Consider the following 22,301-nt stretch of genomic DNA (forward strand, 5'->3'; position numbering starts at 1 on the left):
CTAAAACTTGAAATAATTACACACAATTTTTTGAAATGCATGTGCAATTATTTTAATGATACCTGTAAAATATTATTAAGTCAAGTGAGAACATCTTTTGTAACAAAAATGAAACAATTTTTTTATATTTATTGTAAAATAATATCGGAAAACTGCACTAAAACAAATAATTATTTTACATTTTCTAGCTTTAATTTTGAATTATCAATTGAAACAATTCCATCATCATATATTCCAACAAATGTTCCCGAATAATTAATAGTTTGTCCACTTTTTATCTCTTTGATATTATTATTTATGTGATCAATTAAATATATTTTTCCATTTGGCATAACCTTTAAATTGTCAGTACTAGAAGCTAAATTTAAATTTATACTTTTCCAAGTATTCATACTTTGTGACAAATTACCATAAAATATTTTATTTACTTTTCCATTTCCTATTGCAGATCCAACATATATGTTATCATCGTCATCTGTTCCAACTAATTTAAGTTTACTATTACCATTTATAGTTATAACACGGCTTTTTGTATTTGTTCTTACCTTTGAATTTATTAAATCCTCATAAACTAATTGATCATCTCTTGATGCAACACCTATTTTACCTATTCTTTTAACAGCAGTAACTACTTTAGTCATTGTTTCATTAGCATCAATTCTATATATGGCAGAAAGCCCACTGCTATATAAAACTTTTGAATACATTACATTAGTAAGTGTTGACATTGCCATATCAACCTTTTCATTACTACCTGCAAGTGCAATTATAGAATCTGATTTTTGAGTTGAATATTCCTTAACCTCTTCTTTACGCTGATTTTCTGCATCATATGAATAAAATCTTATAAATCTTCCAGTGTCAGTATGTAATTTTTCGGCAATTATCATCCTATCACTATCTGGAATCCATTTATATGCTAAGCATTGAATACCTTGTCCAAAGTTTAGATTCCCCCTAGCCTTTCCAGTATTCGTATCGACAACTTTTACTACTCCATTTTGAAAATATGCCGTATAACTACAATCTGATGAAAGACTAATATCACTACAATCATCTGCAACTGTAACGTTAGGCTTTATCTCTTTCTTTTGATACAAACTTTTACCTTCTGTTATTTTAATATTTCCACCTGTTGAAAAATAAAAATGATCTAAATAGAAATAAATTGATACCTGAATAACAAGCGATATTGCAATCCATTTTATAAATATTTTCGATGCTTTCATTTTAATTACCTCTAATGTTCAACATATATTGCAGTTGATACCGTTCTTTCACCAAATTTATCACAAGGGTTATTTATTACACGTCCATTATAATACATCGTGGTAGATGCTCCTCCATCTAAATTTACAGCATTATATGCTTTTTCTTTAAGCATTATTTGTTGTACATCTTTGATGGATGCCCCCATTTGAAGGCCCTGCCTTCCATCAATAACAAGCAGCAATATTGCACCATCTTTCCTTTGCCCAATGGCAGTTCTTGGCTGTGCACCTTGACTATCAATATTATTTCCATTTTCATCTCTGTTTTGAGCTACTCCATTAATAATTAAATTTGGTCCAAAATTAATTGCCTCAGTTACATTTTTAGCCAAAAGTTCATTTATAGTATAATTGCCAACGACCAATATTCCATTTCGTGTTAAGCCAGATACACCATATTGCTTTTCATTGTAATTGCCATCCTTAGGATAAACAACCTTGCCTTTACTTATTATGATACCTATTGGAAACGCTCCTGTGCCTGTCCAAAGTTGCGTTGAATTTGCTCCTTTATCTTGAAAACCACCACCATTTATAGCTGCAAGGGCATTATTATTTTTAGCTATTTGACTAGTTTTCTGTCCCTCAATTCCAAGTTGTGAGGAATAACCTATTTTCACTTTTTTAGGATTATGTATTATAAGCAGCTGTCCGCTGAACTTGCCATTTTCTGAAGTAAATTTTTCCGTTTGTATAGTATCATCATTTGAAGCTACATTAATTTGACTTAAATCCTCATCTTTATAGTTTGATACTCCTACATCTCCGCCATTACGTATTTTTTGTATCGAGGCATCTGACAAAAATAAAGTTGCTATAAATTGATGTGAATAAGTGGTCATAGCTGCTCCAACTATATTTTTCTTTAAATTATTAAATGGACCATAATATACTATCCATGGTGCTGTTAATATTCCAAATAAAATTTGAAAAACAATAAAATATATAGCCAGTTTAACCTTGCTGTTTTTCTTTTTTAATGTTCTTCTTTTTATATTTTTCTTCCTATAATCTGGTCTTTCTAAGGACATTTTTTTCTCCTTTCTCATATACCAACCTGAATTTTATACAACTATGTATATACCGTTTCAACTATCAAAATCAATTTGCATCAAAATGTCCAGAAAACGGCATTTTGATACAAGTTAATTTGAAGTTTCAATTGCTATATCTTTATAAAAATTAAAACTCAATATACAAAATAAGTCAAATCGCTAATACATAACTTAACAACATAATTTCTATTTTACAACAAATTCTTTTAAATTCCTATAAAAATTATATATATTAATAATTGAAAAAATTATAATTAACCTCTTAACTTAAAAAATACATATTTATCCAATTTTAGAAACTAAAATCCTATAATTTCCGTTTTGACAACTAATAATTTTTATTATATAATATAAATAATCTATTAGAAAGGATTTGTTTGTATGAACAGTATCTCAGCAACTTTTAAAGAAAAAAAATTAAAATTAACACCACAGAGAATTGCAGTATATAAATATCTACAATCAACAAAAGAGCATCCTTCTGCTGAAGTTATCTACAAGGCATTACAAGAGGATTATCCTACCATGAGTTTAGCTACAGTCTATAAAGCTCTAAAAACACTTGTAGAGGTAAATTTAGTGCAAGAATTAAATGTTGGTGAAGGCAATTTTAGATATGATGGAAACGTGGAACCTCATCCTCATATTCAATGTTTGTCTTGTGGTAAAGTTGATGATATTTGTAATATAACTTTCAAAAACTTAAATCAGGAAGTAGCGCCTTATACAGAATACGAAGTCGTATCTAATCAAGTATACTTTTATGGAATATGTAAAGACTGCAAATAATTCTGTATAACTGCATATGAGAATATCATTAATATTTCCTAATCGCCCCACATATAATTAAGTATGTTAATTATATGTGGGGTGATTAATTTGAAATTAAAAGTTGTATTTATTAAACGAAAGCATATTTACTATATAATTTTTTTATTATCATTATTTATACTTTTTATTGTCTTTATCTCATCAAAAAAGTCAGTTTCCACCTTTAATGTTTTTTCAAAAGATATAATAATAAAAAATCATGATTTAAATGGTGATGGCATTAATGATCCTGTTTACATAAAAACTAACAAAGGCAAATATTTTGTACAAGTTAACTGTAACAAAAATAGCTATATACTTGAACCAAGTAAATTAGTAAATACAATGGGTTCTTATAAGAACTATTGGCCTTTAACCCTTACTTTAGCTGATGTATCCAGGGACAAGCTGTGTGAAATTTTTATTCAAACCTCTCAAAATGATACTGCTATTCAACATATGTTTATATGGGACAACCATAACTTTAAAGATGTTCTTTCTAATTATAACAATATTATAGGCCTAGTTAATAGCCATAATAATGAAACTCCTAAAATAATATCTGCTAATTATTTTAATTCTAGAATAGATTTTTCAAATTATATTCTAGTTAGAAATAAATTAAAAAATTATAATTGCGATTATCCCGAAAATTTTATTGGAAAGGATACAATAGCAGAACTTATAAATTATGTCCAAAACATACATGTTCAAACTACCAAAATCCCTAGCGATATATTTTATCCTAACACTTTTGATAACTCTTCTGCTTTAATAAACAAATTAACTGTTGACAATAATAAATATGTTTTTGAGGATGGTTCTTTTTCAGATACAGAATACGATAAGGATGGGGAAATATCTCAAGTTAAATGGAAATTAAACTTTAAAGCTATATCTAATTTAGACAACCAAAAAATAAAAAATTATTCATTTCAAGTATTTTTAAAAAGCTCTGAAGACAACTCGAAACCTTATTCCTTTAAAATAACAAGCTTATGCTTTAACTAAAAAAGAATGGGACCGCAACTAGCGATCCCAAGGGGGATGGGGGGTTTTAGCATAAAACAAAAGCTCTAAGCCCTCATTTTACACCAAATGGAGATATATTCTCCACTCACATTAATATATGATAACCACTTTCATTACTTTTATTCAGTATAAATATATTTATTTTATTTTACTAATTAAAATTGTAATTACAGTCATTGAGTTAAAAAGCATGTGATTTCCAACAGAATACCAATACCCCTTTTTATGAATTAAAAAACAATTTTCAATAGCTAAAAATAAAAGAACCGGGAATGCTTGCAAGTTATAATGTAAAGCTGCAAATAAAACACTGGATAAAATACTGGAAATATATATTCCTAATTTTTTCGTAAACAATCTTTCGAATAATACATACCTAAATATAAATTCCTCTAATATTGGAGCAAAAATTAAACTTATTGGTATGTATTTCAACAATCCCATTATAGACATTTTTTGCATGTCGTTTACTACTTCTTGCTGTGTGACCTTTATACTAAATTTCGAAAAGATCCATTCAAAAATCAATGAAATCACAATATTTACCACATACAAAATCATTGAATACATAATTATTTTTATCCAGTTATTCTTTATAAAGCTAAAATTAAATCTGTCATAAGGAATTTGCTCATCGGTAACTACCTCTCCATTTATATCTCTATTTCGCTTTTCTCGATGCAAAATTAGAATTGACAATATAACTAAAACAAATGGAAAAAGATTGTCCATAAAATTGGCAGTTAAAATCACTCCCAATATATACAAGATTGTAAATAATATTTTAAGCAAATTCCCAATATTTAACTTTCTTGAATAATTAATAAATACCACCAAAGGGGTAATATATATCAAAACCAACACAAGCACATTAACTAAAATTTCACCCATCTCTATCCCCCATATATATGGCCTACTTTAAAATAAGTTATCTAAAATTTCTTCTTTGCCACTTCTATTAAGTGATGAAAAAAAGTATAACTTTTCATCCTTATCCATTTGCAAAGTTTCTCTTATTATTTTTTCATTTTTAAACTTTTCATTTTTAGTTATTTTATCACTCTTAGTTGCCACTACCATACATTCATATCCAAAGTGCTTAATCCATTCATACATTGTTATATCATCTTTTGAAGGCTTATGTCTTGAATCAACAAGTAATATTACTTTTTTAAGTTGCCTTCTTCCAATAAGATAATTTTCTATAGTCGTTGCCCAATTTTCAAGTTGGCTTTTAGATACTTTTGCATATCCATAACCTGGCAAATCAACAAAATAAAACTCATTATTTATCATAAAAAAATTAACAAGTCTAGTTTTACCTGGAGTACCACTTGTTTTTACAAGCTTTCTCCTATTTGTTAAAGTATTTATTATTGATGATTTACCAACATTAGATCTTCCAACAAAAGCAATTTCAACCTTAGCATCTGCCGGGAATTGTGTTTTATATGCTGCTGAAATTATAAATTCAGCTTGTTTTATTTCCATTATTAATACCACCTATCAAAGCATTTTCAAGTACAGTATCTATCTCTTCTGCAAGTATAAAATTGAGTTTTTCTCTTACTGATTTTGATATTTTTTTAATATCCTTTTCATTTTCTTTAGGAATTATTATTGTATCAACACCAGCTCTATATGCAGCTAAAGTTTTTTCTTTAAGTCCTCCTATGGCTAGTACCCTACCGGTTAAAGTTATCTCACCAGTCATTGCCACATTATGCTTAACCTTTCTTCCACTTAAAGCAGAAACAAGTGCTGTTATCATTGTTACGCCGGCAGACGGTCCGTCTTTTGGCACTGCACCTTCTGGAACATGTATGTGCACATCTTTATCCTTGTAAAACTCATTATTTATATTGTATTTTTCAGCATTAGCTCTTACATAGCTATAACCAGCTTCAGCTGACTCCTTCATAACATCTCCAAGTTGTCCTGTCAATTGAAGTTTTCCATTGCCAGGCATTACTACTGCTTCAACTGGAAGAGTGTCTCCTCCATAAGCTGTCCATGCCATACCTGTTACAACTCCAATCTTATCTTCCTTGCCTATTTTTTCAAAAGTATAAACATCTGTACCTAAATACTTCTTAACTTGATTAGTATTTATATTTATGCTTTTCTTATTCTTTTCAACAATTTCAGCTATAGCTTTTCTAATAACTGTTGCTATTTTTCTTTCAAGGTTTCTTACGCCAGATTCTCTTGTATAGTTTTCTATTATATAATATATTGAAGAATCCATAAATTTTATTTTATCCTCATCTTCTATATTATGTTGTTTTAATTGTTTTGAAATAAGATAATTTTTAGCTATATGGAATTTTTCTTCATAAGTATAGCCTGATACTTCAATAATTTCCATTCTATCAAGAAGTGGCATAGGTATTGTCTCTAAAGTATTAGCCGTTGTTACAAACATTACATCTGACAAATCAAAATCAAGTTCCAAAAAATGATCTCTAAAAGTGGTATTTTGTTCGCTATCTAAAACTTCTAGCAGTGCATCCGCTGATTCCCCTTTATAATTTGAACTCATTTTGTCAATTTCATCAAGAAGAAATAACGGATTTTTTGATTTTGCCTTTTTCATACCATATATTATTCTACCTGGTATTGCTCCTACATATGTTCTCCTATGACCTCTTATTTCTGCCTCATCATTTACTCCACCTAGAGACATTCTTACAAAATTTCTATTTACAGCATTAGCTATTGATCTCGCTATAGATGTTTTACCAACTCCAGGAGGTCCAACAAGACAAAGTATAGGTCCTCTTAGCGAATTACTCATTTTCTTAACTGCAAGGTATTCTATAATTCTCTCTTTAACATCCTCAAGTCCATAATGTTCCTTATTAAAAATTTCTCTAGCATGTTTTATATCAAGATTATCCTTTGTTTTTTTATTCCACGGAAGATCTAAAATCCAGTCAATATAAGTTTTTATTCCACCACCTTCTGATGAGTAGCTTCCCATATTTTCTAATTTTTTAAGTTCATATAACGCTTTCTCTTTTGCTTCAGCAGGCAATTTTGCTTTAGAAATTTTATTCTTATATCTTTTTATTTCATCCTTTTCCTCATCATCTTCGCCTAGTTCTTCCTTCATTATCTTAATTTGCTCTCTTAGATAATATTCTTTTTGAGTTTTGTCTATTTTTTCTTTAACTTTAGTTCCAATTTTCCTTTCAAGTTCTAAAATTTGAAGTTCATTTTTTAATATTTTTAATAGCACTTCAAGTCTTTCTACTTGATCAAAAGCTTCAAGCATTTCTTGCTTATCATCTTCATTTATCACAAGATATGAACTTATAATATCCGCAAACCTTCCTGGAATAGCTATATCCTCTACTGATGACAAAGCATCCTTAGGGACAACACCAGATAATTGTATATACTTTTTAAATGACTTTTCTATAAGCCTCATAAGTGCTTCTGCTTCTGTTTTGTCATAATCATCTGTATCAATTAATTCTTCTACACCGCTCTTAATAAAAGGATCTTTTTCTATGTATTTATCTATTTTAGCACGACTTATTCCTTCTACTAAAACTCTAACCGCATCTCCAGGTAATCTTAGTATTTGCTTAATGCTGCATATTGTTCCTATCTCATTTATATCTTTTTCATCTGGATCTTCAACCTTTGCATCCTTTTGGGAAACTAAGAATACTCTTTGCTCTTTTATCATGGCATCCTCTAATGCAAGAATAGACTTTTGTCTACCTACATCAAAATGCGTTACCATATATGGAAATACTATAAGCCCTCTTAATGGGATTAAAGGAAGAATTTCTTTATTATTTTTCACTTTTTCTCCCCTACCTTTCAAAATGTAATTTAATCTATAGATATACCAGCTCAACTATTAAAATTCATATGCACTATAATGCCTAGAAGATGTCATTTTGATACAAATTAATTTTGAAGTTTCGCATGGTTTATCACTATATAAAAATAAATTTAAAACTTTTCTTAATTTATTCCTTTTGCAGTAAGTATCTTTTGCTTGTTTTCAATAAATTCATTGATATTTTTATTAGTCAATAAAGCATATTTAAACACTTCTTTTATATTTTTTACTGGAATAACTTTTATATTTTCATAACTTGCATAGCAATTTTGATAATTATCATATGGTATCAAAACTTTTTCTACTCCAGCTTTTGCTGCAACATTTATTTTTGTATTTACTCCACCAACTGGTTTAACATCTCCATAAAGTGTTATTTCCCCAGTCATCGCAATTTTATTATCAACACTAATATTTATTATTGCACTGTAAATTGCACAAGCTATACTTATTCCAGCGGAAGGACCATCAACTGGAATCCCACCTGTAAAATTAACATGAATGTCATAATCATACACATTAATTTCAAATACTTTTTCTAACATTGTAAGCGCATTTTCTATAGAACATCTAGCACTGCTCATCTTCTTCATTTTTTTATGATAAGTATCTATCTCTTCTTCTTCCACTATGCCAGTAGTCTTTACTCTGCCATTATTTCCTCCAACCCTAATGGCTGTAGCCTCAATTTCCATTAATGCACCATTATTGCTTCCAAAAACGCCAACTCCATTTACATATCCAACCCTAGGTACATCATTTATTCTCTTATCAAAGCGAGGTGAATATTGACCATTTTCTATAATCCATTCTACATCTTTTACTGTTATTATATAATTTTTATCATTAAGTGCAATACCAGAACCAAGTTGAATTAAATTAACTGCTTCCCTACCATTTGAAGCATATTTACTTATTAATTTTAAAGCCTCATTTTCAATATGTATATTTATTTTTTCAACCGCATTTTTTGCTATAACCTCTATTTCATTTGGATTTAAACTTCTAAAAAATATTTCAACACATCTTGAACGAATTGCAGGGTTAATTTCTTCTGGATTTCTTGTTGTAGCACCTATGAGTCTAAAATCAGCTGGAAGCCCATTTTCAAAAACTTCTCTTATATAATTAGGCATATTTGTATTTGATGAATTATAATATGAGCTATCAAAAAATACCTTTCTATCCTCCAACACCTTCAAAAGTTTGTTTAGCTCTACAGGGTGAAGTTCACCAATTTCATCAATAAAGAGTATTCCACCATGTGCCTTAGTGACAGCTCCTGGCTTAGGTTGAGGTATACCAGCAACTCCAAGTGCACCTGCGCCTTGATAAATTGGATCATGAACAGAACCTATAAGTGGATCAGCTATTCCCCTATCATCAAATCTTACAGTAGTAGCATCTATTTCAACAAACTTCGCTTGGCTTCCAAATGGTGAATATGAACATTGTTTGGCATATTCAAGAACCAATCTTGCAGCAGCAGTTTTTCCAACTCCCGGTGGTCCATATATTATAACATGTTGTGGATTAGGTCCGCAAATTGCCGCTTTTAATGCTCTAATACCTTTTTCTTGCCCTATCACTTCTTCAAACTTTGATGGCCTGCTTTTTTCAGATAGTGGTACTGAAAGCTTTATGCGTTTCATTTTATCTAAATTATCCATTTCTTTTCTATTTTCTTTATCAACAACAATTTTGCTTGACTTTTGCCCCTTTAAAGCATTAAAAAAATATAGACCTATAATTACTGTAAAAACTATCTCTATCAACATTAATATTGTAGCCATTATACAAGCGCCTCCACTTATTTTATTCTCTTACAATATTATGTGATATTTTATCTTCTAATATACAAATATACAAAAGGAATAGCTAAAATATTAACTATTCCTTTTTATTCAAATGATTTATGCAGTTTCTATATCTTTTTTCTTCTTTATTTCATCTGCTTTCTTCGGAGATGGAAGTTTTTTGCCACCTTCACTAAGTAATAATTCTGGCTTTTTACTCTTTATTGTTTCTTTTGTTATTATTACCTTTTCAATGTCTTCCCTAGATGGGATTTCAAACATAGTTTCATTCATCATCTCTTCCAAAATTGCTCTTAATCCTCTAGCACCTGTGCGTCTTTCAATTGCTTCATTTGCAATTTCTTCAAGTGCCTCTTTCTCAAATTCAAGCTCTACATTATCCATTTGAAATAATTTTTTATACTGCTTTACAAGGGCATTCTTCGGTTGTGATAGAACTTTTACAAGTGCCTCTTTATCAAGTGAACTTAAAGTAACTATTATAGGAAGTCTTCCTATAAATTCAGGTATTAATCCAAATTTCAAAAGATCACTAGGCATAATTTCTTTAAGCAATTCTCCTACATCTTTTTCCTTTTTAGATTGAACATCAGCCCCAAATCCAATAGAACTAACCCTTGTTCTCTTTTCAATGATTTTGTCGATACCATCAAAAGCACCACCACAAATAAATAGTATATTCGTTGTATTTATTTGTATAAATTCTTGATGAGGATGCTTTCTTCCACCTTGAGGTGGAACTGAAGCAACAGTACCTTCAAGTATTTTTAATAGTGCTTGCTGAACACCTTCTCCAGATACATCTCTAGTAATTGAAGGATTTTCAGATTTTCTTGCTATCTTATCAATTTCATCAATGTATATAATACCTTTTTCAGCTCTTTCAACATCATAATCAGCATTTTGAATAAGCTTTAAAAGAATATTCTCTACATCTTCGCCAACATATCCAGCCTCAGTTAAAGTAGTTGCATCTGCAATTGCAAATGGAACATTTAAAAATTTAGCTAATGTCTGTGCGAGCAATGTCTTACCGCAGCCTGTAGGTCCTAAAAGCATTATATTACTTTTTTGCAATTCAACTTCATCATTAGTTGCTACGTTTGAATTTATTCTTTTATAATGATTATAAACTGCAACAGATAATGATTTTTTTGCTTTATCCTGGCCTATTACATATTGATCAAGGTATTTTTTAATTTCTGAAGGTTTTGGCAGTGATCCTACATCAACCTGAGGATTTTCTTCAAATTCATCAGCAATTATTTCTGAACATAGTTCTATACATTCATCACAAATATATACTCCAGGTCCTGCTATTAATCTTCTAACCTGATCTTGACTTTTGCCGCAGAAAGAACAACGTAATTGTTTTTTATCATCAAACTTTGCCATTTCTACACCTCTTTCAAAAGGTTATTCTTTTTAGTGACTAGTTATTACATCATCTATAAGGCCGTATTCCTTAGCCTCAAATGCATCCATAAAGTTATCTCTTTCAGTATCTCTTTCTATAACTTCAAGAGGCTTTCCTGTTCTTTCACTATATATAGTATTAAGTTTCTTCTTTATATGAAGAATTCTATTAGCATGAATGCTAATATCTGTAGCCTGACCTTGGAATCCACCAAGAGGCTGATGTATCATTATTTCACTATTAGGGAGTGCAAATCTTTTTCCTTTAGCACCAGCTGTAAGTAAAAATGATCCCATAGAAGCAGCCATACCTATACAAATTGTAGAAACATCACATTTTATATACTGCATTGTATCATAAATAGCCATTCCTGCAGTTATTGATCCACCAGGACTGTTTATGTAAAGATAAACATCTTTATCAGGATCTTCACTTTCCAAAAATAATAATTGTGCAACAACTAAACTAGCTGATGTATCATTTACTTCTTCTCCAAGAAAAATAACCCTATCTTTTAATAATCTTGAATATATATCGTAAGATCTTTCACCTCTATTAGTTTGTTCAACTACATAAGGAACTAAACTCATATAAATCCCCTCCTAATAATTCTATAATTTTATTTAAAATTAATTGCCAAGAAATTTCCTGGCAATTAACTTCTTTTTATATATTATGCTATATTTTCTATTTCCTAATCAAAATTTATAATATTTTAAGCTTCAACTTTAGCGCTTTTTACCACTAAGTCTATAACTTTACTATTAACAACATCTTTTTCAATCAAACTTTTTTGAGCTTGTAATACAAGTTCTGCCATTTTGTCTAAATCTTTATCAGTATATTGTTTTGCAACTTCCATTGCCTTTTCTTTTAATTCTTCTTCAGTAGCTTCTACTTTTTCAACTTCAGCTACTTTTTCTATAACTAATTTAGTTCTTACTCTTTTTTCAGCTGTTTCTTTCATGAAATCTCTAACTTTTTCTTCAGAACTATTTGTAAATTGATAGTATGATTTAAGGTCTAAACCTTGATAACTTAATCTTTGTTCTAATTCTTTAAGCATAGTATCAGTTTCAGCTTTTATCATTACTTCTGGAACATCGATTTTAGCATTTGCAGTTACTGCATCTACTACTTTATCTTCAAATTCAACTTTAGCTCTTTCTTCATTAGATTCTTCAATTTTCTTTCTTATATCAGCTTTAACTTCATCTAAAGTATCAAATTCAGATATTTCTTTTGCAAATTCATCATCAAGTGCAGGCATTTCTTTTATTTTTATATCTTTAACATCAACTTCAAATCTAGCTGGTTTACCATTTAATTCTTCCTTACCATATTCTTCTGGGAAAGTTACATTAACTGTTACATGATCACCTTTTTTAGCGCCTATAAGTTGATCTTCAAAGTTATCTATGAAAGTTCCACTTCCTATTTCAAGAGTGAAATCTGTTCCTTCTCCACCTTCAAATGCAACATCATTTACAAATCCTTCAAAGTCGATAACAGCTAAGTTTCCTTTTTCAACTGCTTCTCCTTCTTCTTTTGATTCAATTCTTGCATTTTTTTCTTGCATTTTCTTTAATTCATTTTCTACATCTTCGTCTGAAACTAAGTATTCAACTTTTTTAACTGTTACACCTTTATATTCTCCAAGTTCAACTTCTGGCTTAACAGTAACCTTTGCAGTATATACAAAATCTTTTCCTTCTTCTAATGTTACTACATCTATTTCAGGATATGCTACTGGTTCTATATTATGTTCCTTTATAACTTCAGGATATGTTTCATCTATACAATAGTTTATTGCATCTTCATAAAACACGCCAACACCATAATATTGTTTTATTATTGCAAAAGGAGCTTTTCCTTTTCTAAATCCTGGTATGTTATATTTTCCTCTGTTTTTATTATATGCCTTTGTAATAGCCGCATTAAATTTTGCAGCTTCAACTGTTATGTCGAATTTTATAACGTTCTTTTCTACTTTTTCCATATTTACGTTCATAATGAATATTCCTCCTACTAAAGTACCTTACTTATTAACTTAAATATTATAACATATAAAAATAGTTATTTACAAACAATTTTAATTCACATTTATATATTATAACATAATTTAGATTATTGTAAAAACTTTTCTAATTTTTTTTTGGTATAAATTAACTCATCATAAGATGAAAAATTTTCTTTATAAACTTCTATTATCAAGTTTCCCAGATAATTTATACTTTGTAATTTATCAAAAATTCTACCATAATCAACATTACCTTTGCCCGGCAGAAGACATGAATTTTTATCGTCCTTATCATTTATATGAAAATTAATGAGCTTTTTTCCCATACAATTTATATATTCACATGGATCAACTCCGGCTCTATACGCCTGCTTAATATCCATTGTGAAATATAAATCATATCTGCATTTTTCACTTATAAACTTAATAAACTCTAAATTACTTGACATGCACCATGACACATTTTCTTGAGCTAATTTTATATCATTTTCTAACGCTATATATGTAAGTTCATTATACACATCAACTATTAGCTTTTTATTAATATGTCTTATATCTTGATATTTCATCCCATGAAAAGTATAGCATGATGCTCCAAGCCTGCTGCCTGCTCTGCAAACCTTTTTAAAATAGGCAAGCATATCATCTCTTCTTCGTTTATATGAATCAAAAATATATGGTTCAAAAGAAGATGAAAAAGCATGCACCGAGTTTATATTTAAGTTATATTTGTTTTTTTCATAAACAAGCTTACTTACAAAATCCTCCTCATATTCAGACGGACTATTTAAAAAAATTTCAGCACTCTTAAATCCAAGTTTACTTATCACCGATACAGCATTTTCTGTGTTTACCTCTGGATAAAAAACTGCTGATGATAATCCTATATTCAACTAACCAACTCCACTTCTTTTAAACTATAAATTCTTTTTAGTTTGAAACAGTTCCATCTGCTTTCATATATTGCGTATTACCATCTGTGACTATTTGTATTCCTTTATCTGCACTTACATCATTGATTTTTACATCATTTCCATGTAAATTTGTGTTACCATAAGATTTATCTGTAAGGTTAATTCTCCAAATATATTTATCTGGTCTATTATCAAACCAAGGAACCTGTGATATATATACAATTGTATTATCATCAATAAACTTTGGTGATGCACACCAAACATAATTTGGATTGTTTTTAAGTACGTCATCCTTCGAAAATACCATACCACTTGTTGAACTATATGTTTTATATGTTATATCTGAAGCAGTCCCATTTGAATCTATATAAAATATATTTTGTCCTGCCTTTTGATAAATTATCACACTTTGAGCTGAAGGACTTATATTATATTCACCATCTAATCCATTCAAATTAACTGATTTTATCTTTTTGTTGTCTCCATAAGTGACAATTACTTGTTTATCATTAGTTAATTGTATATTTGCTGTTTTATCAACGCTTTTTTTAGTATCCGTTTTAGTTTTGCTCTTAATTACAACGTCATGTGATTTTGATGTATTTGTATCCTTTTTAGTTGTTGACGTCTGAAATTTTGCTGCCATTTCTTTAAAGTTTGCGCCTTTAAAATTTATTCCTAAATACACTCGTATAATTACTACGATCGCAATGCACACAGCCAAAAATATAGTTGCTCGTTTTATCCTCTTCTTTCTTTTTAACTGTTTTTCATATTGACTGCTAAAAATACTTGGTCTACCCAATTTTCAACCCCCCTAAGTAATTATCTACTTTATTATACCTCATATGGGTGTATTTTAATAATAATTTTTTGTAAATTAGTGAAATTTTTTATAGTTATAAAAAAGCAGAGTACAGATGACGGAGTACAGAGTACAGTGAAGGATGATTTACCTTTCGATTCTCTCAGGTAAATCTTAAACTTAAATGTATCAGCTTCGCTTAACGCTATCTATAGCGGTATTGCGTAAGCAATAAAAAAATAAGTTCTTAGCTTTTTCTACGCTCTCGTAGAAAAAGCATCCTTCACTGTACTCTGTACTCCGTACTCTTAGTTAAATTGTAATTTAACAGTATAAATTGGGTATTAGCAATTTCAATCTTCCAGATTGTTTATCTTTATTTAAAGTATTCTTTCATAGGTAAATATTCTACTTTTTTATTTTGCTTCTGTACTTCAATAGCAGTTACAAAAGCTTCTGCCGTGTCAATACATGTAAATACTGGCACCCTATATACAGCTGCTTTTCTTCTTATTCTAAAGCCTGTTGTACCAACTATATTTCCTTTTGTTGGAGCATTTATTATTAAATTTACCTTCTCATCATCAATGGCTTTCATAAGTTCATTCAATGTAAGAACCTTGCATTCAACTCCCTTTCCCATTAAGAAGTCTCCAGTTCCTTTTGAGGCATAAATTTTATATCCAAGTTCCTTATATTTTTTTACTAATGGTACGCTTTCTTCTTTATCTACATCTTTAACTGAAACATATAAATTTCCTTCAGTTGGTATATTATAGCCTGCTGCCCTAAATCCCTTGTAGATTGCCATTTCAAATTTCTTATCTACACCCATTACTTCTCCTGTAGAACGCATTTCAGGTCCTAAATAAGTATCTACATTTGCAAGTTTTTCATTTGAAAATACAGGTACTTTTACAGCATATAGCTTATTATCTCTCTTTAAACCTGTGCCATAACCAAGATCTTTAAGCTTTTTGCCTGTTATAATTTCAACTGCAAGCTTAACCATTGGGACACCGGTTACTTTACTTAATATAGGCACTGTTCTTGATGCTCTAGGATTTACTTCTATTACATATACTTTTTTTCCATCATAAACGTACTGTATATTCATAAGTCCCTTTACTTCGAGAGCCTTTGCAAGTTTGTTCGTATATTTAGTAAGTGTTTGTATAACTTCTTCTGGAAGTGTATGATAAGGATACATTGTTATACTATCTCCAGAATGCACTCCTGTTCTTTCAATATGTTCCATAATTCCAGGCATAAGTATATCTTCACCATCTGCTATTGTATCAACTTCTATTTCTGTTCCTTTTATATATCTATCAATTAACACTGGATGCTCCGTTGAAAGTGTAACTGCCTCTCTCATATACTTTTGAAGACCTGCCATATCATAAACAACCTGCATCGCACGTCCGCCTATTACATAAGATGGTCTTACGATTACAGGATATCCAAGCTTAGCTACTGCATCATAAGCTTCTTCCATACTTGTTACTGCAGTTCCTGGTGCTTGTGGAATTTCGAGTTTCTTTAATAGTTCACTAAATTTTTCCCTGTCTTCTGCAAGATCTATGGAGTTAAAAGAAGTTCCAAGTATCTTAACGCCTTTTTCATTAAGTTTTCCAGCAAGATTTATTGCAGTTTGACCACCAAGCTGAACTATAACCCCCTCTGGCTTTTCTTTTTCAATAATGTCCATTACATTATCTATATAAAGTGATTCAAAATAAAGCTTATCAGCAGTATCAAAATCTGTACTTACTGTTTCAGGGTTATTATTAATGGTAATTGATTTGTAGCCTGCTTCTTTTATTGCCCACACTCCATGAACACAGCAATAATCAAATTCTATTCCTTGACCTATTCTTATAGGACCAGAACCTAAAACTATTATCTTTTTATCGTCTGTGATTTCATCTTCATCCTCTTTTTCATAGCATGAGTAATAATATGGTGTTTCAGCCTCAAACTCTCCGCTACAAGTATCAACCATCTTGTATACTGGTTTAACATCTTCCGTTAACTTGTATATTTTATTTTCTGACATGCTAGTTAATCTAGCTATTTCTTTAACAGTAAATCCCATTTTCTTAGCTTTTCTTATAGATTCAGTTTTATCTTCTATATCTTTGTCTTCAAGTTCTTTTTCCATCTTTACTATGTTATTAATTCCATTTAAGTACCATTTATCAATTTGCGTTATTTCATGTACTTTTTCTATTTCAACGCCTCTTCTAAACACTTCAGCTATAGCAAATATTCTTTCATCGTCCTGCATTTTTATTTTTTCAATAAGTTCTCTTACTGTTGTATACTGGAACTTTTCAATTCTAAGACCAGTCATTTTTCCTTCTATAGAAGTGACTGCCTTTAAAAGTGCATTTTCAAAAGTTCTATCTATGGCCATAACTTCTCCAGTAGCTTTCATCTGTGTTCCAAGATGTCTCTCAGCTGTATTGAATTTATCAAAAGGCCATTTTGGTATTTTTACTACGACATAATCTAAAGCCGGTTCAAAACATGCACTTGAATTTTTTGTTACATAGTTTTTAAGCTCGTCAAGGCTATATCCAATTGCTATTTTAGCTGCAATTTTTGATATTGGATAACCAGCTGCTTTTGATGCAAGAGCACTAGAACGGCTTACTCTTGGATTAACTTCTATTACAATATAATTGCTACTTTTAGGATCTAGAGCAAATTGTATATTACATCCACCTTCAATTTTAAGATTTCTTATAATTTTAAGAGCTGAATTTCTAAGCATATGATATTCTTTATCTCTAAGTGTTTGTGATGGTGCTGTAACTATACTATCTCCAGTATGTACCCCAACAGGATCTAAGTTTTCCATATTACATACTATGATACAGTTATCTTTCTTGTCTCTCATAACTTCATATTCGAGTTCCTTCCAACCGGCAACACTTTGTTCTAAAAGTATTTGACCAATAGGGCTAAGCTTTATACCTCTTGAACATATTTCAAGGAGTTCTTCCATTGTAGTTGCTATTCCACCGCCAGTTCCTCCAAGTGTATATGCAGGTCTTATTATAACAGGAAGGCCGTATTTATTTACAAACTCAACACATTCATCTACATGCGTAGCTATAATACTCTTAGGTATAGGTTCATTAATTTCTTCCATTAAATCTTTAAAAGCTTCTCTATCTTCTGCCTTTTTTATAGCTTCACTGTTTATTCCAAGAAGCCTTACATTATTTTCTGTAAGCACTCCTTTTTCTTTTAATTGCATCGCAAGATTTAAAGCTGTCTGACCTCCAAAACCTGCAAGTATACCATCTGGTTTTTCGTTTTTAATTATTTCAGCTAATGCTTCAACTGTTAAAGGTTCAATATAAACTTTATCTGCAATATGTGAATCTGTCATTATAGTTGCAGGATTACTATTTACTAAAACTGTTTCTATACCTTCTTCTCTTATTGCCTTACAAGCTTGAGTTCCCGAGTAATCAAATTCCGCTGCCTGACCTATTATTATTGGACCAGAACCTATTATTAATACTTTTTTTATTGTTTTATCTAAAGGCATAATTATCCTCCTCTATTATATCCAGTATTTTTTAGTATGCTACTTTTTCTAAGCAAGAATCATCTTGAAGTTTGCTTCTCTTTATATTTTCCTCAAATTGTTCAAATAATATTGTTGTATCTGTAGGACCAGGAGCACCTTCTGGATGAAATTGAACCGAGAATATTGGAAGTTCAGTCGATTTCATACCTTCTACAGTTCCATCATTTAAGTTTCTATGTGTTATTACCATATTCTTATCCAAAATACTTGCTTCATCTACGGCATATCCGTGATTTTGTGCAGTTATATATGCTTTATCTCTTTCAATATCATATATACCATGATTTCCGCCTCTATGCCCATATTTCATTTTATAGGTATTTCCTCCAATTGCAAGTGCAATTATTTGATGACCAAGGCATATTCCAAAAGTAGGTAAGCATTTTAACAGTTTTGCTACATTTTTCACCGCATTAGGTATGGACTTTGGATCTCCAGGTCCATTACTCAAAAATAACCCATCAGGATTGATGCTTAAAACCTTCTTATAATCAGTATCATATGGGAATATAGTTATATCAAAATTTCTTGCCTTTAAGTTTTCTATTATATCATTTTTTATTCCGAAGTCCATAACTGCAACTTTATATCCAGTTCCAGCAATGTGTAAAATTTCTTTTGTGCTAACTTCAGAAACGTATCTATCTACAATCTCCGTTGAATCTATAATTTCTTTAAGTTTACTTATTTCAAAAATCTCATTTGAAATTACACACTTCATTACTCCTGCATTTCTTATTTTCTTAGTTATGCTTCTAGTATCAACTCCATATATTCCAACAATATTCATTTTCTTTAACATTTCATCCAAAGTCATTTCATTCATATAGTTGGATGGATTTTCACTTACATTTTTTACAACAAAACCTTTTGCGTACACACGGTTTGATTGATTTTCAACGCTGTTTACTCCATAATTTCCTATAAGAGGATATGTCATGTTTACTATTTGTCCTGCATAAGAAGGATCAGTTAATATTTCTTGATAACCTGTCATTGAAGTGTTAAAAACAATTTCTCCAACTTCAGTTCCTAATTTTCCAAATCCGTTTCCTTCAAAAACTGTTCCATCTTCTAAGTATACTATGCCTTTCATTTAATACACCTCTTCTTTATAATATTAGCTTACGCTAAGTTACTTCTTTGATTTATTATGCATTTATTATTATAATTATACATATATTATCTCATATTTTTTAATAGTGTCAATGGCATCAGATTATTTTATCCACTTTTTATTTACAATATGCAAACAAACTTTTCTTATATTTATACAATTATTTATAAAAAAAACCTTCTGCCAAAGACAGAAGGTTTATAAACAACCGTAACATTCTAAATCATATTTAAAATCACCTAATTATGTACTTACTATAAAACTGCATAATAAAAGCCTTCTCCAGAAAGAAGACTTAATGTACATAACAATACTTTAAGTAAATTTTAAACATATTCCCAAATCCTTCTTAGCCTCTCTGGACCAATCATTAAAGGTATATTCAGTTTTCATTTGCTTTATTTATAATATCACTATTCCATTATAGTGTCAATACTATTTAAAAGTTTTTATTTTATCAAATGGGTACGCCCTTAGTATGACATGACCATTTAATGCTTTAAGAGACACTGGTCCAAAATCCCTGCTATCCTTACTTATGCTTCTATTATCCCCAAGTACAAATATATATCCGTTTGGAATTTTATAGCTTTGGTTTTCATGCAAAAAGCTTTCGCCTCCTGTATAGGTATTCGGATCAAGATAGCTTTCCTTCAATACCTTACCATTCAAATAAACTTTTCCAGAATTTAATTCTATCTCGTCTCCCGCAGTAGCTATTACTCTTTTTACAAAGGTTTCATGTGCTGAATCTCCAGAGTTAAATGTAACTATTTCGCCTTTTTTTATATTTTTGGTATATAGGCTAATTTTTTCAACAAATAGCACATCTTTATTTTTAAGTGTAGATACCATTGAAGAACCATCTACATTAGCCCTAGCAAACACATAAGTTCTAAATAGTAAAGAAATTGCTATAGCAATGCCTATAGTTATTACATATTGAGCTATTTCTTTTTTAACATTTTTATTTTTTTCATTATCCTTTATTTCCATCCCCTGCACATCCCCTTAAAATATTTTAATTTTATTAAAAGGATACAATCTAAAAACAACATGACCATTTAATGCTTTAAGCGATACTGGTCCAAAATCTCTACTATCTTCACTTACACTTCTATGATCACCCATAACAAATATATATCCATCTGGGACTTTGTATTTTTGATTTTCGTGTAAGAAACCTTCTCCTTGTGTAAATGTGTTTGGATCAAGATATGTTTCTTTTAATGCCTTTCCATTTAAATAAACTTTTCCACCTATTAATTCTACTTCGTCACCAGCAGTAGCTATTACTCGCTTTACATATGTATCATGATTTGGATTTCCAGAATCAAAAGTAACTATTTCACCTTTTCTTATATTATCAGCATACAAGCTAAGCTTTTCAACAAATATTACATCTTTATCTTGAAGTGTAGACATCATTGATGGTCCATCTACATTAGCTCTAGCAAACACATAAGTTCTAAATAACAATGCAACTACAATTGCAACGGCTATAGATATTACATATCCCATTACTTCTTTTTTAACATTTTTAGTTTTTGGCTTATTCTCAATTTCTTCTTTACTTTCTTCTTTAGCTTTGATTTCTTCAATCTTAGATTCCTCGTTATTAGTTTCATTATCGCTAGATTTTTTATTGTTAGTTTCCATTTATTCACCTTCCATTATTCATAGTTAAATTTCTACATGCTGAGTGCTATTTTATATTATACGACTTTTTTATTATTAAGAGCAATATAAATAATCAAGCTTTTCAGATAGTGTTATATTGTTAACCTGCCATTTTCTATACGGACAACGTTCTACAATATGTTCTCCTTCTATTTCATTAGCAAAACTATAGAACCTTTCATCAAGCCATGGTGGTGTCCACATACCTGATCTGCATATATGTATAGTATCAATATCAATATCTTTTTTTATTGTATTAAAATCAACATAGTTAACTTGGAATTTTTTATTTATCACCTCAAATTCATTTTTATCTTCATAAGTATACGGACTATACATTATAAGAGATTTTTTTGCAATTTTGTTATACAAAAGTTTTCCAAGCCAATTTGAACAATTAACCTCAAACATAAAAGAATTAAGCCCTTCATATCCCAAATCAGAATGAGCATCTATATTAATAACATAATTGCAGTTATTTTCCTTTGCAATATCATAAGACCATTTATGTGAATCTGTTACATATACATTGATATTTTTTTTAATATTAAATCTATCTTTTGCTTTTCTCCAAAAAACATTCAACATATTTCCCGGAACAACTTCCTTAACTATATCTTGTCCAATTTCTTTGCTCTTAAAATATCTTTTATACCAAATGGCTTGTATATTTTTTACGCTCTCATAATACGAACCACACCATTCCCTTTTAATCGGTATAAAATAATCCCAATCTATGCTAAGCAAGGTCTTAACCATCAGCAATCACCTCTGGTTATAATTATACTACAATTTTGTATATATAAAAGAAGATTGCTGCAAAATTTATGGTAATTTAATATTTGCAGCAACCCCAACTTATTCAATTCACAATTCACGATGCACAATGCACAATGA

General features: G+C 30.0%; 18 protein-coding genes. 2 read left to right on the plus strand and 16 right to left on the minus strand.

The annotated features are described in order from the left end of the window. Window positions 1–170 precede the first annotated feature (170 nt). Window positions 171–1,229 (minus strand): hypothetical protein, encoded by a 1,059-nt coding sequence (locus CUEA01_RS11085; protein WP_234121696.1) that lies wholly within the window; start codon window positions 1,227–1,229, stop codon window positions 171–173. 11 nt (window positions 1,230–1,240) lie between these two features. Then, window positions 1,241–2,302: a phosphodiester glycosidase family protein gene (locus CUEA01_RS11090; protein ID WP_234121697.1), complete on the minus strand. Its 1,062-nt coding sequence runs from the start codon at window positions 2,300–2,302 to the stop codon at window positions 1,241–1,243. Window positions 2,303–2,707: 405 nt separating this feature from the next. On the opposite strand from CUEA01_RS11090, the gene CUEA01_RS11095 reads away from it, so the two are divergent. Both CUEA01_RS11095 and CUEA01_RS11100 read left to right on the plus strand, forming a co-directional pair. After that, window positions 2,708–3,115 carry a transcriptional regulator PerR gene (locus CUEA01_RS11095; protein WP_234121698.1) on the plus strand — a complete coding sequence of 136 codons (408 nt, stop codon included), beginning with the start codon at window positions 2,708–2,710 and terminating at the stop codon, window positions 3,113–3,115. Window positions 3,116–3,205: 90 nt separating this feature from the next. Next, window positions 3,206–4,147, plus strand: a complete 942-nt coding sequence (locus CUEA01_RS11100; RefSeq protein WP_234121699.1) for a hypothetical protein — start codon at window positions 3,206–3,208, stop codon at window positions 4,145–4,147. Window positions 4,148–4,306: 159 nt separating this feature from the next. Here CUEA01_RS11100 and CUEA01_RS11105 read toward each other — a convergent pair whose 3' ends face one another. The 14 genes from CUEA01_RS11105 to CUEA01_RS11170 form a co-directional block, all read right to left on the minus strand. Beyond that, entirely contained in the window at window positions 4,307–5,059 is a 753-nt protein-coding gene (locus tag CUEA01_RS11105; RefSeq protein WP_234121700.1) for a CPBP family intramembrane glutamic endopeptidase, read from the minus strand. A gap of 27 nt (window positions 5,060–5,086) precedes the next feature. Further along, window positions 5,087–5,659 carry a ribosome biogenesis GTP-binding protein YihA/YsxC gene (yihA, locus tag CUEA01_RS11110; RefSeq protein WP_234121701.1) on the minus strand — a complete coding sequence of 191 codons (573 nt, stop codon included), beginning with the start codon at window positions 5,657–5,659 and terminating at the stop codon, window positions 5,087–5,089. Continuing rightward, window positions 5,640–7,985, minus strand: coding sequence for an endopeptidase La (gene lon / locus CUEA01_RS11115; RefSeq protein WP_234121702.1), 2,346 nt, complete (start codon window positions 7,983–7,985; stop codon window positions 5,640–5,642). The genes yihA and lon overlap by 20 nt, the downstream gene beginning before the upstream one ends. A 164-nt stretch (window positions 7,986–8,149) precedes the next feature. Then, window positions 8,150–9,820 carry an ATP-dependent protease LonB gene (lonB, locus tag CUEA01_RS11120; protein WP_234121703.1) on the minus strand — a complete coding sequence of 557 codons (1,671 nt, stop codon included), beginning with the start codon at window positions 9,818–9,820 and terminating at the stop codon, window positions 8,150–8,152. 120 nt (window positions 9,821–9,940) lie between these two features. Then, window positions 9,941–11,239 carry an ATP-dependent Clp protease ATP-binding subunit ClpX gene (gene clpX, locus CUEA01_RS11125; protein WP_234121704.1) on the minus strand — a complete coding sequence of 433 codons (1,299 nt, stop codon included), beginning with the start codon at window positions 11,237–11,239 and terminating at the stop codon, window positions 9,941–9,943. A 30-nt stretch (window positions 11,240–11,269) separates the two neighbouring features. Beyond that, entirely contained in the window at window positions 11,270–11,851 is a 582-nt protein-coding gene (gene clpP, locus CUEA01_RS11130; RefSeq protein WP_234121705.1) for an ATP-dependent Clp endopeptidase proteolytic subunit ClpP, read from the minus strand. A gap of 125 nt (window positions 11,852–11,976) precedes the next feature. Then, window positions 11,977–13,272 (minus strand): trigger factor, encoded by a 1,296-nt coding sequence (gene tig / locus CUEA01_RS11135; RefSeq protein WP_234121706.1) that lies wholly within the window; start codon window positions 13,270–13,272, stop codon window positions 11,977–11,979. 116 nt (window positions 13,273–13,388) lie between these two features. Beyond that, window positions 13,389–14,174 carry a sugar phosphate isomerase/epimerase family protein gene (locus CUEA01_RS11140; RefSeq protein ID WP_234121707.1) on the minus strand — a complete coding sequence of 262 codons (786 nt, stop codon included), beginning with the start codon at window positions 14,172–14,174 and terminating at the stop codon, window positions 13,389–13,391. Between the two features lie 37 nt (window positions 14,175–14,211). Continuing rightward, window positions 14,212–15,000: a hypothetical protein gene (locus CUEA01_RS11145; RefSeq protein WP_234121708.1), complete on the minus strand. Its 789-nt coding sequence runs from the start codon at window positions 14,998–15,000 to the stop codon at window positions 14,212–14,214. Between the two features lie 376 nt (window positions 15,001–15,376). Continuing rightward, window positions 15,377–18,565: a carbamoyl-phosphate synthase (glutamine-hydrolyzing) large subunit gene (gene carB / locus CUEA01_RS11150; RefSeq protein ID WP_234121709.1), complete on the minus strand. Its 3,189-nt coding sequence runs from the start codon at window positions 18,563–18,565 to the stop codon at window positions 15,377–15,379. Window positions 18,566–18,596: 31 nt separating this feature from the next. Beyond that, the gene (carA, locus tag CUEA01_RS11155; protein ID WP_234121710.1) at window positions 18,597–19,703 is read right to left on the minus strand and encodes a glutamine-hydrolyzing carbamoyl-phosphate synthase small subunit; all 1,107 of its coding nucleotides are present in this window, start codon (window positions 19,701–19,703) and stop codon (window positions 18,597–18,599) included. Between the two features lie 456 nt (window positions 19,704–20,159). Further along, window positions 20,160–20,720 carry a signal peptidase I gene (gene lepB, locus CUEA01_RS11160; protein ID WP_234121711.1) on the minus strand — a complete coding sequence of 187 codons (561 nt, stop codon included), beginning with the start codon at window positions 20,718–20,720 and terminating at the stop codon, window positions 20,160–20,162. A 15-nt stretch (window positions 20,721–20,735) separates the two neighbouring features. Further along, on the minus strand, window positions 20,736–21,383 hold the full coding sequence (lepB, locus tag CUEA01_RS11165) for a signal peptidase I (RefSeq protein ID WP_234121712.1): 648 nt from the start codon (window positions 21,381–21,383) through the stop codon (window positions 20,736–20,738). Window positions 21,384–21,458: 75 nt separating this feature from the next. Next, the gene (locus CUEA01_RS11170) at window positions 21,459–22,163 is read right to left on the minus strand and encodes an arginase (RefSeq protein ID WP_234121713.1); all 705 of its coding nucleotides are present in this window, start codon (window positions 22,161–22,163) and stop codon (window positions 21,459–21,461) included. Window positions 22,164–22,301: the final 138 nt, after the last annotated feature.

The organism is Clostridium hydrogenum, from assembly GCF_021432385.1.
Taxonomy (GTDB): domain Bacteria; phylum Bacillota; class Clostridia; order Clostridiales; family Clostridiaceae; genus Clostridium_S; species Clostridium_S hydrogenum.

What these genes read in the sequence shown, in the direction of transcription:
- CUEA01_RS11085 (WP_234121696.1), bottom strand. Translation starts at nt 1,229, where the DNA reads ATGAAAGCATCGAAAATATTTATAAAATGGATTGCAATATCGCTTGTT.
- clpX (WP_234121704.1), bottom strand. Translation starts at nt 11,239, where the DNA reads ATGGCAAAGTTTGATGATAAAAAACAATTACGTTGTTCTTTCTGCGGC.
- lonB (WP_234121703.1), bottom strand. Translation starts at nt 9,820, where the DNA reads ATGGCTACAATATTAATGTTGATAGAGATAGTTTTTACAGTAATTATA.
- clpP (WP_234121705.1), bottom strand. Translation starts at nt 11,851, where the DNA reads ATGAGTTTAGTTCCTTATGTAGTTGAACAAACTAATAGAGGTGAAAGA.
- lepB (WP_234121712.1), bottom strand. Translation starts at nt 21,383, where the DNA reads ATGGAAACTAACAATAAAAAATCTAGCGATAATGAAACTAATAACGAG.
- CUEA01_RS11095 (WP_234121698.1), top strand. Translation starts at nt 2,708, where the DNA reads ATGAACAGTATCTCAGCAACTTTTAAAGAAAAAAAATTAAAATTAACA.
- CUEA01_RS11105 (WP_234121700.1), bottom strand. Translation starts at nt 5,059, where the DNA reads ATGGGTGAAATTTTAGTTAATGTGCTTGTGTTGGTTTTGATATATATT.
- CUEA01_RS11170 (WP_234121713.1), bottom strand. Translation starts at nt 22,163, where the DNA reads ATGGTTAAGACCTTGCTTAGCATAGATTGGGATTATTTTATACCGATT.
- CUEA01_RS11090 (WP_234121697.1), bottom strand. Translation starts at nt 2,302, where the DNA reads ATGTCCTTAGAAAGACCAGATTATAGGAAGAAAAATATAAAAAGAAGA.
- carB (WP_234121709.1), bottom strand. Translation starts at nt 18,565, where the DNA reads ATGCCTTTAGATAAAACAATAAAAAAAGTATTAATAATAGGTTCTGGT.
- carA (WP_234121710.1), bottom strand. Translation starts at nt 19,703, where the DNA reads ATGAAAGGCATAGTATACTTAGAAGATGGAACAGTTTTTGAAGGAAAC.
- yihA (WP_234121701.1), bottom strand. Translation starts at nt 5,659, where the DNA reads ATGGAAATAAAACAAGCTGAATTTATAATTTCAGCAGCATATAAAACA.
- lepB (WP_234121711.1), bottom strand. Translation starts at nt 20,720, where the DNA reads ATGGAAATAAAGGATAATGAAAAAAATAAAAATGTTAAAAAAGAAATA.
- tig (WP_234121706.1), bottom strand. Translation starts at nt 13,272, where the DNA reads ATGAACGTAAATATGGAAAAAGTAGAAAAGAACGTTATAAAATTCGAC.